Origin of the sequence: Bradyrhizobium sp. AUGA SZCCT0176 (assembly GCF_018130145.1) — a bacterium.
Taxonomy (GTDB): domain Bacteria; phylum Pseudomonadota; class Alphaproteobacteria; order Rhizobiales; family Xanthobacteraceae; genus Bradyrhizobium.
Genome location: NZ_JAFCMB010000001.1, coordinates 374808 through 390077, shown reverse-complemented (window position 1 = coordinate 390077; position 15270 = coordinate 374808). Strand labels below are relative to the sequence as shown.

The window sequence follows — 15270 nt, the reverse complement described above, 5'->3', positions numbered from 1 at the left end:
ATCCGAGAAATTGCGTCCACCGATTTGCTAGGTCAGCCCGAACCTCACGCCGGCGCGCGCAAGGCCGCCGGCGATGCCGATCGGTGTGCCGTCGGCGCGCCAGCAGGCTGCGCCCGACATCCGGCCGTCGTCGTGGAATTGAATGGCATTCATGCCACCGGCCACCGTCCGCACCGCCTGCACTCTGTGGCCCATCGAAGTGAGTTTGGCGCGAACGCTTTCCGGCACCGCCGATTCCACTTCGAGGGCATTGCCCTCGGTCCAGACCCGCGGCGCCTCGACGGCTTCCTGCAGACTCATGCCATGGTCGATCAGATTGATCAGCGCCTGCATCGCGCTCGGAAAGATTCGCTTTCCACCGGGCAGGCCGAGCGCATAGACCAGCTTGCCGTCGCGCAGCGCCATCATTGGCGACATCGAGGTAGTGACGCGCTTGCCCGGCGCCAGTGACAGCGCATGGCCGGGCCGGGGATCGTAGAGGTTCATGTAGTTGTTCGGCACGGTGCCGAGACCGGGGATCATGATCTTGGCGCCGAACAGATTGTTGATGGTCTGCGTGGTCGCGACCACATTCCCAAACGCATCCGCCGCCGTCATATGCGTGGTGTGCGCGCCTTCAAGCTGCGCGACGCCGGCGCCCCATTTTTTCGCGCGGCCGGGATCGATCGCGCGGCGGCGTTCCCCGGCATAGGCCTTCGACGTCAGCCGCTCCACCGGCACGTTGATGAAGTCAGGATCACCGCTGGCGGCCGCGCGATCGGCAAAGGCAATCTTCAGCACTTCGGCGAGATAGTGAATCGTCTCCGCCGAACCGAAGCCGAGGCGTGCGATATCGTAGCCTTCCAGAATGTTGAGCATCTGCGCGATGTGCACGCCGGAGGCCGCGGGCGGTGGCGGCCCCTGAATTTCCCAACCGCGATAATCAGCGCGGATCGGCTGGCGCTCGACGGTCCTGTAGGTGGTGAGGTCTTCACGGCTGATGAAGCCGCCATGCGCTTTCATGTAGTCGACCAGGATATCGCCGAGCGGTCCCTGGTACAGCGCCGCTGCGCCGTGCTGCGAAATGTGAGTCAGCGTCTCCGCATATTCCGACTGCACCACGCGCTCGCCGGCCTTCAGCGGCACCCCCTTGGGCAGAAAGACCGCCGAGATCGCCTTGTCCTTCAGCATGTCAGCCGCGCTGTCGCTGATGCATTCGTGCAGATAGGGCGTCGCCGCATAGCCGCGCGCGGCGTGCTTGATCGCGGGCTGCATCACGTCGGCAAGGCTCATCGTGCCGAACCTTTGCAGCGTCTCGCACCAGGCTTTCAGCGAGCCCGGTGTCGCCACCGCTTTCGGGCCGTGGAGGTTTTCGGCGCCGACCGTATCGAACACGTCATGCGCCGAACCCGGTTTCGATCTGAAGGTGTCGGGACGGACCGACAGCGGCACGGTGCTCTGGCCGTCGATGAAGCGATGACTGCCGTCGGCGAGGCGAATATGTGCCATGCCGCCGCCGATGATGCCGACCATCATCGGCTCGACCACCGTCAGCGTGAACAGCGTCGCGATCGCCGCATCGATGGCGTTGCCGCCGGCCGCCAACATCTCGGCGCCCGCGCTCGAGGCCAGCGGATGATTGCTCACCACCATGCCGCGGCTGGAAGTCGCCGGCTGCTTCTGACATTGAAAAGTAGTGGCCGCGCGATCCCGCCAGTTGCTGGTCATGTTGTTTCCCGTTTCTTTGTTGTTCTGCGGCTGGCATTTCAGCCAAACCGCGCCAGTAATCATGCGGATTAGCCACAATGTTATAATTGGGCGGTTGCATTGTTGCGCTTACTGCCTGTTTACGTCCGTTTCGGAACGAGATGGAGCCAGGCGCAGCCAGTTTTCGCGCGTCACGCGCCACTTTTCCGATTTCGACTGGCCGTTGTGATGCGCGAGTTCGATGTAGCCAACGAACTCGGCTCCGGTCTTTTGCTTGACGCGGCGGGACGCTTCATTGGAAGCCACGTTGCAAACGTAGAACTGCTCGATAGCGAGCGTGTTGAAGGCAAAATCGTTTACGGCCGAGATGGCCTCGGTCATCAGCCCGCGATTCCAATAGGGCTCGGCGAGCCAGAATCCCCGGTTGCCTTTCGGGCTGTCCGCCGAGGGTCGAAAATGGATGTTGCCGATGGCCTCGCCGTCGCCCGCTCGCAATACCAAGACCCAATGATAGAGTTCTTCGCCCGCGGTGATTTTTTCCAACTGAATCCTGATGAAGCTTTCCGCGCCGTCGTCCGGATAGGGCCAGGGCACGACGGATGCGAGATTGCGGATAATGTTCCAGTTGTTGAAATGGCGCTGGATCGCCGGCGCGTCGGATAGCGCGAGCGGTCGCAGGATCAGGCGCGAGGTCCGGATCGGCGGCGTGTTCATGATGTCGATGCCGCGGCGCGGACGTGCGTGACTACTTCTGGCATTTCGGGCACCAGAAGGTCGAGCGGCCGTTCTGGACGAAGCGCCGCACGACGCCGCCGCAGCGCGCGGTCTGGCATTTCTCGCCCTCGCGGTCATAGACCTGGAACGAGTGCTGGAAATAGCCGAGTTCGCCCGAGGTCTGGCGATGGTCGCTGATCGAGGAGCCGCCGGCCTTGATCGCCTGGTTCAAGACATCGTGGATCGAGCCGACCAGGCGCTTGGCGTGGTCGGTCGGCTCGGCTTTCTTCGTCGCCAGGGTCGCAGCCAGCCGGCGCGGCGACAGATGGGCGCGATAAAGCGCTTCGCAGACATAGATGTTGCCAAGTCCCGCCACCACGCGCTGGTCGAGCAAGGCGGCCTTCAGGCTGGTTTTCTTGTTGTGGCAGGATTGCGCCAGCATCCTTGCATCAAATTCATTGCCGAGCGGTTCGGGACCGAGCCCTTTCAGCAGCGGCTCCTCCTCCAGCGCGTTGCGGGCGATAATCTTCATGTAACCGAAGCGGCGCGGATCGTTGAACACGACAGAAGCGCCCGACGACATGTGGAACACGACGTGATCATGGGCGCGGTCTTCGCTGCGCGGGAGATGGAATTGGCCAGGTGTATTTTGGCCAGGTGTATTCTTGCTTGTGCTGTTGGCGCCGTTTTCCAGCACGCGAAACGAGCCCGACATGCCTAGATGCATCAGCAGCACGTCGCCCGAGGTCAGGTCCGCCATCAGATATTTGGCGCGGCGGCCAAGGCCGGTCACGGTCTGGCCCTCCAGCCGCGCGATAAAGTCTTTTTGAAAGGGAAACCGCAGATCTTTCCGCCGGGCTTCCGCCTTGACGATTTTTGACCCCTCCATGGCGGGTTGCAGGCCGCGGCGGACGGTCTCAACTTCGGGTAATTCAGGCATGCAGCTATTCACCTTATGAAGGTGACGTGATAGCGCCATTGCGGCGGGCGCGCTATGGTCAGGCCATGGAGATAAGTTGATGGATCGGCCGGACCAAACGACGCATTTTGGCTTCAGGGACGTCCCCCTTGGGGACAAGCAGACGCTGGTGAACGACGTGTTTCACAGCGTGGCGTCGCGCTATGATTTGATGAACGATCTGATGTCGGCGGGCCTGCACCGGGTCTGGAAAGACATCATGATCAATAAGCTCAATCCGCCGAAGGGCGATGCGCCGTTCGCACTGCTGGATGTTGCCGGCGGCACCGGCGATATCGCGTTTCGCGCCGCCAAGGCGGCAGGCACCGGCTTCCGCGCCACGGTCTGCGACATCAATACCGACATGCTCGACGTCGGCCGCAACCGCGCGATTGCGCGGCATCTCGACCAGCAGGTTTCGTTCGTCGAGGGCAACGCCGAGGCGCTGGAATTTCCGGATCGCGCGTTTGACGCCTATACGATCGCGTTCGGCATCCGCAACGTGCCGCGGATCGATGCCGCGCTGAAGGAAGCCTACCGCGTGCTGAGACCCGGCAGCAGATTCCTGTGCCTGGAATTCTCCGCCGTCGATGTGCCCGGGCTCGACCGGCTCTATGACTTTTTCTCGTTCAAGGTGATCCCGCCGCTCGGCCGAGCCGTGACCGGCGACGCCGACTCCTACCAATACCTCGTTGAATCGATCCGGAAATTTCCGAGGCCCAACGCCTTTGCCGAGATGATCAGCGCCGCCGGCTTCTCGCGGGTGAAATGGGAAAGCCTCTCCGGCGGTATCGTGGCGCTGCATTCGGGCTGGCGTTTGTGATTTCTGCGGCGACCCACATCGCGCGGCTTGTCCGCGCCGGCTTTGTGTTCGCACGCGAGGGCGTGTTCGGCGTTGTCGATCCGAGCCTGGTGCCGCCGCCCGGGCAACTCGCGCTCAAGCTGGCGCGGATCATCGAGCGGCCCGGCGCCAAATCCGGCCCGCGGCTGTCGCGGGCGCTGACCCGGCTCGGCCCCGCCTATCTCAAGCTCGGACAATTTCTGGCAACGCGGCCCGACGTGGTCGGCGTTGCGATGGCGCGGGATCTGGAAGCCTTGCAGGATCGGCTGCCGCCGTTTTCGCAAAGCGAGGCCGAGGCCGTCATTGCCACATCGCTGGAACGCCCTGTAGCACAGGCGTTTGCGAGCTTCGGGCCGTCGGTTGCCGCAGCTTCGATCGCGCAGGTTCATCGCGGCGAGACCGAGCGCGATGGCGTGCGCAAGGCCGTCGCCGTCAAGGTGCTCCGACCGAACGTCGCCGCACGTTTCCGCCGCGACCTCGCCGATTTCTTTTTCGTCGCGAATAATGCGGAAGCGCATTCGGCTGAAGCGCGCCGGCTGCGGCTGATCGAGGTCATCAACACGATGTCGCGCTCGGTCGCGATGGAGATGGACTTGCGGCTGGAAGCGGCCGCGATGTCCGAGATGGCGGAGAACACGCGCGACGATCCGGATTTCCGCGTGCCGGCGGTGGATTGGGACCGCACCACCCACAACGTGCTGACGATGGAGTGGATCGACGGCATCGCGCTCAACGACCACGCGCGCCTCGCACAATCGCAGATCGACCTGCCCGATCTCGGGCGCAAGGTGATCCAGAGTTTCCTGCGCCACGCGCTGCGCGATGGCTTCTTTCATGCCGACATGCATCCCGGCAATCTGTTCCTCGATGAGGCCGGCCGCCTGGTCGCCGTCGATTTCGGCATCATGGGCCGGCTTGGCCTGAAGGAGCGGCGCTTCCTCGCCGAAATTCTTCTGGGTTTCATTACCCGCGACTACCGCCGCGTCGCCGAGGTGCATTTCGAGGCCGGCTATGTGCCCGGCCATCACTCGGTCGAGAATTTCGCGCAGGCGATCCGCGCCATCGGCGAGCCGATCCACAACCGCATCGCCGAAGACATCTCGATGGCGAAGCTGTTGACCTTGCTGCTCGAGGTCACCGGGCTGTTCGACATGCAGACCCGCCCCGAACTGATCCTGCTGCAAAAGACCATGGTGGTGGTCGAGGGCGTGGCGCGCGGTTTCGATCCCAAGCTTGATATCTGGAAGGTCGCCGATCCCGTGGTGCGCGAATGGATCGAGCGCAATCTCGGCCCGATCGGACGTATCCAGGGCGCGGTGTCCGGCGCGGGCGATCTTGGCCGCGTGCTGGCAGGCCTGCCGGCAGTTGCCACGCGCTCGGTGGCGGTGCTGGAGCAGCTGGAGAAGATGACCCGGGAGGGCGTCACACTGTCGCCGGAGACGATTGCGGCGCTGGGCAGGGCCGAGGGGCGCAAGAGCCGCTGGCGCACCGTGGCGCTCTGGATCATCGCCGTGACATTTATCGGGATTCTGGTGGCCGTCCGGCAAATGTGATTGCAATGCATGCATTGTATGCTAGCATTGACATCATGTCTGCCTGGAGCCGACCATGGCCAGCCTCACCATCCGAAAGCTCGACGACGCCGTAAAGGCCTATTTGCGGCTGCGATCCGCCGGCAACGGCCGTTCGGTGGAAGAAGAAGTCCGAGTCATCCTGGGCGACCTCATCCAGGACCGCCCCGAATTTCCTGCCTCCCCGTCTGCCGGCACGACGCCGCCTGAGCAAGCCTCCGCCCGCGCGCCGGCGATCGCCGATGCGGCCAATCAGGCCAGCGTCACGCTGATCATCGGCGGCGGCATCGCCGCCTTCAAATCGCTCGAACTGATCCGGCGGCTGAAGGAGCGGCGCATCGAGGTCCGCTGCGTGCTGACCAAGGCGGCGCAGCAATTCGTCACGCCGCTGTCCGCGAGCGCGCTGTCGCATGAGCGCGTCTATACGGACCTGTTCGACCCCGGCAGCGAATTCGACGCCGGTCACATCCGTCTGGCCCGTGAATGCGATCTGATCGTGGTCGCACCGGCGACGGCCGACCTGATGGCGAAGATGGCGCATGGCCACGCCGACGATCTCGCAAGCGCTATCCTTCTGGCTGCCAACAAGCCGATCCTGCTGGCACCGGCGATGAACCCCTTGATGTGGAACAACCCCGCCACCCGCCGTAACGTGCTGCAGCTTCGCCGCGACGGGGTCATCATGATCGGCCCCAATGCCGGCGAGATGGCCGAGACCAACGAGGCCGGCGTCGGACGGATGTCTGAGGCCGTGGAAATTGCCGCTGCCGCAGTCGACATCCTGCGTCCGCCGCGTCCGCGTCCGCTCTTGGGAAAACGCGTGCTGATCACCGCGGGCCCGACCCATGAGCCGATAGATCCGGTGCGCTATATCGCCAACCGCTCGTCGGGCAAGCAGGGTTTTGCGATCGCCGCCGCGGCGCAGGCCGCGGGCGCCGACGTGACGCTGGTGTCCGGCCCGGTCGACTTGCGCGATCCCGCAGGCGTGACGGTGATCCGGGTCGAATCGGCGCGCGACATGCTGCACCGGGTCGAGGCGGCGTTGCCGGCGGATATCGCGATCTTCGCCGCCGCCGTCGCCGACTGGCGCGTCGCCAATGAGGGCGAGCAGAAATTGAAGAAGACATCGGCCGGCATGCCGCCGCTGCAACTGCTCGAAAACCCCGACATCCTGGCGACGATTTCAAAACTTGGGGATAAGCGCCCGCCGCTGGTGATCGGCTTCGCCGCCGAGACCGAACATCTGATCGAAAATGCAAAGGCCAAGATCGCGCGCAAGGGCTGCGACTGGATCGTCGCCAACGATGTTTCACCTTCAACCGGCGTGATGGGCGGCGACCGCAACACCGTGCATCTGCTGACGCGGGACGGCAAAGAAGCCGGCGTCGATAACATTGCAGTGGACAATATTGAAGTGGACTCTTGGCCGGTCATGACGAAAGAACAGGTCGCGGCCGAACTGGTGGCGCGGATCGCAAAATCACTGGAGAAGAATTCGTGAGCGCAACGGTCAAGGTCGACATCATGCAATTGCCGCACGCCGAGGGCCTGGCGCTGCCGGCCTATCAGAGCGCGGACGCGGCGGGGCTGGATCTGCTGGCGGCGGTGCCGGCGGAAACGCCCTTGATCCTGCCGCCGGGCAAATACGCGATGGTGCCCACCGGCCTTGCCATCGCATTGCCCCCGGGATTTGAGGCGCAGGTGCGACCGCGCTCGGGGCTGGCGGCAAAGCACGGCGTCACCGTCCTCAATACGCCCGGCACGGTGGACGCGGATTATCGCGGCGAGATCAACGTGATCCTGATCAACCATGGCGAGGCGCCATTCCCGATCCGGCGCGGCGAACGCATCGCGCAGATGGTGATCGCGCCGGTCACGCAGGCGCAACTGGTTCAGGTCGAGACGCTATCGACCACCGACCGCGGCGCCGGCGGTTTCGGCTCGACCGGGCGTTAAGCCACTTCAACTCCAGCTGAATTGGCACGTTACGCGGCAGCTTGCCTTGCCGTGAGAATGCTTGGCGCAAGCAGCGCTTTCCCTCATACTGCGCTCCAATAATTCGCAATGCCGGGGGGCACCATGGGGAAATTAATCGTCTGCGCGGTGTTCGCTATCCTGTCGGGCACGCTACCATGCAATGCCCAACAGAACGTCATCCTGTTCGTCGCTGACGGTCTTCGCGCCGCTGCTGTTACGCCCGAGCGAGCCCCCACATTCGCCCGGATACGGGACACAGGTGTCAACTTCTCGAACAGTCATTCGGTCTATCCGACCATTACGACGTCGAACGCCTCGGTGATCGCGACCGGTCACCTGATTGGCGACACCGGAGATTTCGGCAACGTGTTCTACACCGGCTTTCCGGTTGCCAGCGCAGCCGGAACCATAACGCCTTTCATCCAGAACAATGCGGTGTTGAGTGAGCTGAACCAGCATCACGGCGGAAATTTCATTGCCGAGCGCTCGATCATGGCGGCGGCGCGTGACAAGGGCTACTTCACGGCCGCCCTCGGCAAGGTCGGGCCGGTGGCGATCCATGACCTCACCGAGCTCGACGGCAAGACCACGATTTTCTTCGACGACGATACCGGCAAGAAGGATGGCATCGCGTTGCGGCCGGATCTCGTCGAGATGCTCAAGAAGGCCGGATTGGCGCTGGAAACGCCGGGGCGCGCGCAACGCGAAAATCCCGGCAAGGCTACCAATATCGTGCAGCAGAAATATTATCGCGACGTCGTCACCAAGGTGCTGTTGCCGCATTTCAAGGAGAACAAGAAGCCGTTCATGCTGCTGTATTGGTCATCCGATCCGGACGGCACCCAGCACTCCCAGCGCGACAGCGTCAATGAACTTGTTCCCGGCATCAACGGTCCGACCTCGCTTGCCGCAATCAAGGTGGCCGACGACGATCTTGCGGCGATCGTCGCTGCGCTCAAAGAACTTGGGCTCGAGGCCGACACCAACATCTTCATCACCGCCGACCACGGCTTCAGCACGGTGTCGAAGCAAAGCAAGACCAGTCCAGCTGCAAAACTGAAATACGACAATGTGCCCGAAGGGCAGTTGCCACCCGGCTTTCTTGCCATCGACCTTGCGCACGCTGTGGGCCTGCCGCTGCATGAGCCCTCCGCTCAAGGCGCTGGCATCGACTACAAGGCCGGGAAATACCCGCGCCGCGCCAGCGCTTCGATCGGCAACGATCCGGCCAAACCCGATATCGTGGTTGGCGCCAACGGAGGCAACGATCTCATCTATCTACCGCAGGACAACGCCAAGACCATGGTGAGGCAGGTGGTCAAGGCGCTCCTGGCGCAAGACTACACCAGCGGCGTCTTCGTTCGTGATGACCTTGGACCGATTCCGGGAACCCTGCCGCTGAGCAGAGTAGGCCTCAAAGGGGGAGCGCGAACGCCAACGCCGGCCATCGTCGTCAATTTCCGCTCCGAAACGACGGGGTGTGATCAGCCGCTGTTTTGTAGCGTGACCGTATCCGATACCACCCTCTTGCAGGGGCAAGGCCATCACGGCAGCTTTAGCCGCGCCGATACCGGGAACTTCATGGCGGCCATCGGGCCTGCGTTCAAGACCGGCTTCAACGATACGGCCCCGGTCAGCAACGCCGATATCGCTCCGACGCTGGAAAAGATCCTGGGTGTCACGCTTCCGCCGGTCGGCAAGCTGCGTGGCCGCGCGCTTACCGAAGCACTCCTCGGCGGGAAGCCCGCCCGGCCGTGGCGACAGGACATTGTCTCGAAGCGGGGCGACAACGGCCTGCGCACCATCGTGAACATGCAGTTTGTCGGCTCGACGCGCTATTTTGACGCCGCTGGCTTTCCAGGACGCACCGTCGGACTGAAGGTGCCTGATAGTGCGAGGTGAAGAGGTGCTGTAGCAAGCGATGAGACCGAACGTCGGCTTTGGGCGCGACGTTATCCGCTCATTTTTGCACAGCCGGATTCACGTTCACGGTCTGGACTCTTACCCATGGAGTCACCTTGGGGATACTCTCACTCGATTCGTGCACGGCGGGGGTTAGCGCCGGGCCTGAAGTCGTGCGTTCTGGGGCAAATCATGTCGGGCGTAGTCGCGGCGATGCGTCGAAACCTGCTGTCGTGCACCTCACTGGCACGTCACGGCATGATCGCGCTCGCCTCTGCTTTATCCATCGTATCGGAACCGGCTTTGGCCGGCGATTTGCCGCTCTCCGAGGTGATTTCGGCCTGGCTCGACCTCAATCACCAGGAATTCGCGGTGCTGACCACGGCATTGTCGCTGCTCGGCTTCACCGTCGTGGCGGCAATCCTGTTGATGCGCACCCGCGTCAAGGCGACCCGCACCGAGGTCCGCCTGCGCCAGGACATCGCCGATCTGCAGGTTCAGGCCGACCGGTTGCGGGCACTGCTGTTCGCCGAGCCGCAAATTCTGATCTCCTGGGCCGCGGGCGACAGCCGGCCCCAGATCAGCGGTGACACCGCGCTGCTGATCTCGCAGGAAGCGTTGCAAAACTCACCGCAGCGGATCCTCGCCTTTGGAACCTGGCTGCCGCCGGAACCGGCGCTGCAGATGGACCATGCCGTCGATGCGTTGCGCGAGGCAGGGGAAGGCTTTCTGCTCAACCTCTCGACCTCGAACGGCCGCGCGATCGAGGCGATGGGCCGCGCCATCGGCGGCCAAGCCGTTGTTCGGATTCGCGAACTCGGTGGGCTGCGCCGCGAACTCGCCGAATCCAATCTGCGCTACAAGACGCTTCAGGAAGAGACCGAGCTGCTGCGTGACTTCGCCGCCGCCGCGCCCTGGCCGATATGGGCCAAGAGCCCCGAGGGCAATCTGCGCTACGCCAATACGGCCTATGTGCGGGCGACCGAAGGGACCAGCGTCGCGGATGTCGTCCGTCGCAACCTCGAACTTTTGGAAACCGACCAGCGCACCGACATGAGCCGGACCTTGAACGACAGTTCCAGCTTCAGCGCGCGGCTGCCGATCGTCGTCAGCGGCGAACGGCGGATCTATGACGTGCAGGCCTTGAAGCTTGGCGGCGGCAGCGCCGGCATCGCGATCGACGCCAGCGAGGCGACCCAGCTGCGCGCCGCGCTGCAGCGGATGGTGGAGGCGCATCGCCGCACTCTCGACCAATTGTCGTCGGGGGTTGCGGTATTCGACGCCCAGCGCCGGCTCGCCTTCTACAACGAATCCTACCGCCGGCTGTGGGGCCTCGATCAGGCCTTCCTCGACGGCCAGCCCGACGATTCCAGCGTGCTCGACCGGCTGCGCGCCACGCGCAAACTCCCCGAGCAGCCGGACTTCCGGGCCTGGAAAGCCAAGCTGCACGAGGCCTATCGCGCGGTCGAGCCGGAGACCTACACCTGGTTCCTGCCCGACGGCCGCGCGGTCAGCGTCGTCACGACGCCGAACCTCGAAGGCGGCGTCACCTATTTGTTCGACAATGTCACCGAAAGCCTCGATCTGGCGCGGCGGTTCGACGGGCTGACAAGGGTACAGCACGAGACGCTCAACAATCTCGCCGAAGCGGTCGCGGTGTTCGGCAGCAACGGCCGCGTGGAACTGTTCAATCCCGCCTTTGCGAAGATGTGGAAACTGTCGGAAGAGCAGCTGCGCGAACAGCCCCACATCGAGACCGTGGAATCCTGGTGCAAGCCGCTGTTCGACGACGATCTGACCTGGCGCACGCTGCGCGAGGCGATCACCGCGATCGGCAACCGGGCGCAGGTGGCGCTGAAGCTCGAGCGCAAGGACGGCAGCGTGCTGACCTGCATGACCATGCCGCTGCCCGACGGCGCCACGATGCTGACCTTCCAGGACATCAGCGACACCGAAAACGTCGAACGCGCGCTGCGCGAACGCAACGAGGCGCTCGAGACCGCCGACCAGATGAAGGTCGATTTCGTCCACCACGTGTCCTACGAACTGCGCGCCCCGCTCACCACCATCATCGGCTTCGCGCACTTCCTGAGCGATCCCTCGACCGGTCCGCTGACGCCAAAGCAGGCCGAGTATCTCGACTACGTCACCAAATCCACCAACGCGCTGCTGGCGCTGACCAACAACATCCTCGACCTCGCCACCATCGACGCCGGCGCCATGAAGCTCGAACTCGGCCCGGTCAACATCGCGAAAGCCATCGAGTCGGCCAGGGAAGGCATTCAGGACCGGCTCGCCACCGACCGTATCGAACTCAAGGTCGACATCGATCCCAGCATCGGCGACTTCACCGGCGACGAGCGCCGCGTGGTGCAGGTGCTCTATAACCTGCTTGCCAATGCCGTCGGCTTCTCGCCGCATGATGCAACCGTCAGCATCAGCGCACGGCGCAACGAGCATCGCGTCATCTTCACCGTCACCGATTCCGGACCGGGCATCCCGCCCGACGTCAAGGACAAGGTGTTCGACTGGTTCGAGAGCCATTCCAACGGCTCGCGGCACCGCGGCGCGGGGCTTGGTCTGTCGCTGGTGCGCTCCTTTGTCGAACTGCACGGCGGCAAGGTGCGGGTCGATTCGGAACTCGGCAAGGGCACGACGGTCACGTGCGACTTTCCGATCGACCAGAACGCCCATCGCAACGCCGCCGAATGACCGGCCCCGCGACATTCTCGGTGGCGCTCGCGAACGAGACCGCGACCGCGCAACTGATGGCCGACTTGGCGCTGCTGGTTGGCCCCGGCGATGTGATCACGCTGTCGGGCGATCTCGGCGCCGGCAAGACGTCAGCGGCGCGCGCGATGATCCGCTACCTCGCCAACGACGAGGCGCTGGAAGTGCCGAGCCCGACATTCACGCTGGCGCAAAGCTATGACCAGCCGTTTCCGATCGTTCACGCCGATCTCTATCGCATCAACGATTCGAGCGAGCTGGAGGAAATCGGGCTGTCGCCGCTGCCCGAGGGGGCGCTGGCGCTGATCGAATGGCCGGAGCGCGCTGCGGACGCGCTGCCGGACGACCGCATCGACATCGCCTTCAGCCATCGTCCCGCGTTCGGATCCAGTGCGCGCGCCGCCGAGTTTACCGGTCACGGCAAGGCGGCGGCCCAGGTCGAGAGACTTAAAGTCCTGCGCCAATTTCTCGAAACATCAGGCTTTTTGGAAGCGCAGCGCGAGCGCATGCCCGGCGATGCCTCGACGCGTTCCTATGCGCGGCTGCATCTGGGCGGCACAGCCATCCTGATGAATTCACCGAAGCGGCCGGACGGCCCGGCGATCTATGACGGCAAATCCTACAGCGCCGCCGTGCATCTGGCCGAAGACGTCAAGCCGTTCGTCGCCATCGCCAACGGCCTGCGCGAGCGCGGCTTCTCGGCGCCGGCGATCCGCCACCAGGACCTCGATGCCGGTTTCCTGATCACCGAGGATTTCGGCCACGCCGGCATCGTCGAAGGCGATCCGCCGCAACCGATCGTGGAGCGCTACGAGGCCGCGACCGACATGCTGGCGGCGCTGCATCGCGAGCCGCTGCCGGACATCCTGCTGCTGACATTGCAATCGACCCACGCCATTCCCGTATTCGACACCGAAGCGTGGCTGGTCGAGATGGGGCTGATGCTTGAGTGGTACATGCCCGATCGCGGCGTCGAGCCAAGCCAGGAGCTGCGCGACGAATTCGTCGGGATGTGGCGGGAGTTATTGAAGAAGCCGGCGGCCGCGCCGCGGACCTGGGTGATCCGGGACTTCCATTCCCCCAACATCATCTGGCTCGATGATCGTTCCGGAATCCTGCGGGTCGGCATCATCGATTTCCAGGACGCGGTGCTGGGACCTGCCGCCTACGACCTGGTGTCGCTGCTGCAGGACGCGCGGATCGACGTGCCCGAGGCGCTCGAACTGACGCTGCTGACCCGCTACATCAAGGCGCGGCGCGCCGCCGACAGCAATTTCGATCCGGCCCGTTTCGCCGAGCTCTATGCCATCATGTCGGCGCAGCGGAATACCCGCCTGCTCGGCACTTTCGCGCGGCTCAACCGGCGCGATGGCAAGCCGCAATATCTGCGTCATCAGCCGCGAATCTGGACCTATCTGAACCGTTCATTGGCTCACCCGGCCCTGGCGGATTTTCGCGAATGGTACACCGCCAACGTGCCGCCGCCGGTCGCCTGATTTACCACTTGTTAGCCACCCCGGCTTTAATCTGCGGAAGGCTATGCTCCGCGTGTGCGAGCGGCTGTTTCGAATCCGGGAATACGGCGATGGCGACATCAGAGCGGCGCAAGGGAGATCGCGTCACATTCGAGCGCGGCTATCCGGCGCATATGATGGGCATCGACGGCACCTGGCGGCGTGAATGCGTGATGGAAGACGTCTCCGAGACCGGTGCCAAGCTGACGGTGGAAGGTTCCGTCGAGGGCTTGCATCTGAAGGAATTCTTTCTGCTGCTGTCGTCCACGGGACTGGCCTACCGCCGCTGCGAACTGGCCTGGGTCAATGGCGACCAGATCGGCGTCAATTTCCTGAAGCAGGGCGACAAGAAGAAAAAGGCGACCGGCAAGCGCGGCGCGGAGACCGCCGAGGCATGAGCCCCGCCGCGCCAGCGTCGTCTTACAGCCGTCATCTGCAATGACTATGGCCTCACAGTCGCTGGATCAGCCGAATCACCGTGATATGATCCCAAGCGCTGATCCGTTTCGAGAAATCCAGGAAATGTCCGTCACGCCCAAGAAAGCCATGGTCCTCGCCGCCGGTCTAGGCCTGCGGATGCGCCCGTTGACCGACCACATGCCAAAGCCCCTGGTGCGCGTGATGGGCCAGCCGCTGCTCGATCACGTGCTGGACAAGCTGGCCGCCGCCGGCGTCGGCGAAGCCGTGGTCAATGTGCATTATCTGCCCGACCAGATCATCGAACATACCGCCTCCCGAACCCGCCCCCGCATTACCATCTCCGACGAACGCGATCAGGTGCTCGGCACCGGCGGCGCCGTCGTGAAGGCCCTGCCTTTGCTCGGCACAGAGCCGTTCTTCCATCTCAACGCCGACACCATGTGGATCGACGGCGTGCGGCCCAATCTGACGCGGCTGGCCGAGACCTTCGATCCCGCGCGCATGGATATCCTGCTGTTGATGGCGCCGACCACCAGCAGCATCGGCTATGCCGGCCGCGGCGATTACTCGATGCTGCCGGACGGTGCGCTGCGCAAGCGGCGTGAACATCAGGTGGTGCCGTTCGTCTATGCCGGCGCCGCGATCATGTCGCCGTCGCTGTTTACAGGTGCGCCCGCGGGCGAGTTCTCGCTGACGAAATTGTTCGACCAGGCCAATGAGCAGGAGCGGCTGTTCGGCCTGCGCCTCGACGGCGTCTGGATGCATGTCGGAACCCCCGATGCGGTGCAGGCCGCGGAAGAGGCGTATCTGGAGAGCGTGGCGTAAGGCGCCGCGTACGACCCGTTATCGTCGTCCCGGCGAACGCCGGGACCCATACGCCGCGGCGGTCATTATGGCAGAAGGCATCTAACGCGAGCATGCAAACGATGGGCCGCGGCGTATGGGTCCCCCGATGTG

12 protein-coding genes are annotated in these 15270 nt (G+C 63.9%); 9 read left to right on the top strand and 3 right to left on the bottom strand.

The window, feature by feature from the left end:
• Positions 1-27: 27 nt before the first annotated feature.
• The 3 genes from ggt to mutM all read right to left on the bottom strand — a co-directional run bounded on the left by ggt (position 28) and on the right by mutM (position 3340).
• Positions 28-1707 carry a gamma-glutamyltransferase gene (ggt, locus tag JQ600_RS01905; RefSeq protein WP_212386311.1) on the bottom strand — a complete coding sequence of 560 codons (1680 nt, stop codon included), beginning with the start codon at positions 1705-1707 and terminating at the stop codon, positions 28-30.
• Positions 1708-1815: 108 nt separating this feature from the next.
• Positions 1816-2400 carry a GNAT family N-acetyltransferase gene (locus tag JQ600_RS01900; RefSeq protein ID WP_212386310.1) on the bottom strand — a complete coding sequence of 195 codons (585 nt, stop codon included), beginning with the start codon at positions 2398-2400 and terminating at the stop codon, positions 1816-1818.
• Positions 2401-2431: 31 nt separating this feature from the next.
• The gene (mutM, locus tag JQ600_RS01895; protein ID WP_212386309.1) at positions 2432-3340 is read right to left on the bottom strand and encodes a bifunctional DNA-formamidopyrimidine glycosylase/DNA-(apurinic or apyrimidinic site) lyase; all 909 of its coding nucleotides are present in this window, start codon (positions 3338-3340) and stop codon (positions 2432-2434) included.
• 79 nt (positions 3341-3419) lie between these two features.
• On the opposite strand from mutM, the gene ubiE reads away from it, so the two are divergent.
• The 9 genes from ubiE (at position 3420) to JQ600_RS01850 (ending at position 15138) form a co-directional block, all read left to right on the top strand.
• Positions 3420-4181, top strand: coding sequence for a bifunctional demethylmenaquinone methyltransferase/2-methoxy-6-polyprenyl-1,4-benzoquinol methylase UbiE (gene ubiE, locus JQ600_RS01890; RefSeq protein WP_212386308.1), 762 nt, complete (start codon positions 3420-3422; stop codon positions 4179-4181).
• On the top strand, positions 4178-5752 hold the full coding sequence (gene ubiB / locus JQ600_RS01885) for a 2-polyprenylphenol 6-hydroxylase (RefSeq protein ID WP_212386435.1): 1575 nt from the start codon (positions 4178-4180) through the stop codon (positions 5750-5752). Before ubiE ends, ubiB begins: the two co-directional genes overlap by 4 nt.
• 55 nt (positions 5753-5807) lie before the next feature.
• Positions 5808-7271 (top strand): bifunctional phosphopantothenoylcysteine decarboxylase/phosphopantothenate--cysteine ligase CoaBC, encoded by a 1464-nt coding sequence (coaBC, locus tag JQ600_RS01880; RefSeq protein WP_212386307.1) that lies wholly within the window; start codon positions 5808-5810, stop codon positions 7269-7271.
• Positions 7268-7726 (top strand): dUTP diphosphatase, encoded by a 459-nt coding sequence (gene dut, locus JQ600_RS01875; protein WP_212386306.1) that lies wholly within the window; start codon positions 7268-7270, stop codon positions 7724-7726. Before coaBC ends, dut begins: the two co-directional genes overlap by 4 nt.
• Positions 7727-7849: 123 nt before the next feature.
• Positions 7850-9649 (top strand): alkaline phosphatase family protein, encoded by a 1800-nt coding sequence (locus JQ600_RS01870; protein ID WP_212386305.1) that lies wholly within the window; start codon positions 7850-7852, stop codon positions 9647-9649.
• Positions 9650-9841: 192 nt separating this feature from the next.
• Entirely contained in the window at positions 9842-12361 is a 2520-nt protein-coding gene (locus JQ600_RS01865; RefSeq protein WP_212386304.1) for a PAS domain-containing sensor histidine kinase, read from the top strand.
• Positions 12358-13875 (top strand): tRNA (adenosine(37)-N6)-threonylcarbamoyltransferase complex ATPase subunit type 1 TsaE, encoded by a 1518-nt coding sequence (gene tsaE / locus JQ600_RS01860; RefSeq protein WP_212386303.1) that lies wholly within the window; start codon positions 12358-12360, stop codon positions 13873-13875. The genes JQ600_RS01865 and tsaE overlap by 4 nt, the downstream gene beginning before the upstream one ends.
• 89 nt (positions 13876-13964) lie before the next feature.
• The gene (locus tag JQ600_RS01855; RefSeq protein ID WP_212264063.1) at positions 13965-14291 is read left to right on the top strand and encodes a PilZ domain-containing protein; all 327 of its coding nucleotides are present in this window, start codon (positions 13965-13967) and stop codon (positions 14289-14291) included.
• A 124-nt stretch (positions 14292-14415) separates the two neighbouring features.
• Positions 14416-15138, top strand: a complete 723-nt coding sequence (locus tag JQ600_RS01850) for a nucleotidyltransferase family protein (protein WP_212386302.1) — start codon at positions 14416-14418, stop codon at positions 15136-15138.
• Positions 15139-15270 lie beyond the last annotated feature (132 nt).

Excerpts from the sequence above, each read along its gene's own strand:
- ggt (WP_212386311.1), bottom strand. The coding sequence starts at position 1,707 with ATGACCAGCAACTGGCGGGATCGCGCGGCCACTACTTTTCAATGTCAG.
- JQ600_RS01900 (WP_212386310.1), bottom strand. The coding sequence starts at position 2,400 with ATGAACACGCCGCCGATCCGGACCTCGCGCCTGATCCTGCGACCGCTC.
- mutM (WP_212386309.1), bottom strand. The coding sequence starts at position 3,340 with ATGCCTGAATTACCCGAAGTTGAGACCGTCCGCCGCGGCCTGCAACCC.
- ubiE (WP_212386308.1), top strand. The coding sequence starts at position 3,420 with ATGGATCGGCCGGACCAAACGACGCATTTTGGCTTCAGGGACGTCCCC.
- coaBC (WP_212386307.1), top strand. The coding sequence starts at position 5,808 with ATGGCCAGCCTCACCATCCGAAAGCTCGACGACGCCGTAAAGGCCTAT.
- JQ600_RS01870 (WP_212386305.1), top strand. The coding sequence starts at position 7,850 with ATGGGGAAATTAATCGTCTGCGCGGTGTTCGCTATCCTGTCGGGCACG.
- JQ600_RS01865 (WP_212386304.1), top strand. The coding sequence starts at position 9,842 with ATGTCGGGCGTAGTCGCGGCGATGCGTCGAAACCTGCTGTCGTGCACC.
- tsaE (WP_212386303.1), top strand. The coding sequence starts at position 12,358 with ATGACCGGCCCCGCGACATTCTCGGTGGCGCTCGCGAACGAGACCGCG.
- JQ600_RS01855 (WP_212264063.1), top strand. The coding sequence starts at position 13,965 with ATGGCGACATCAGAGCGGCGCAAGGGAGATCGCGTCACATTCGAGCGC.
- JQ600_RS01850 (WP_212386302.1), top strand. The coding sequence starts at position 14,416 with ATGTCCGTCACGCCCAAGAAAGCCATGGTCCTCGCCGCCGGTCTAGGC.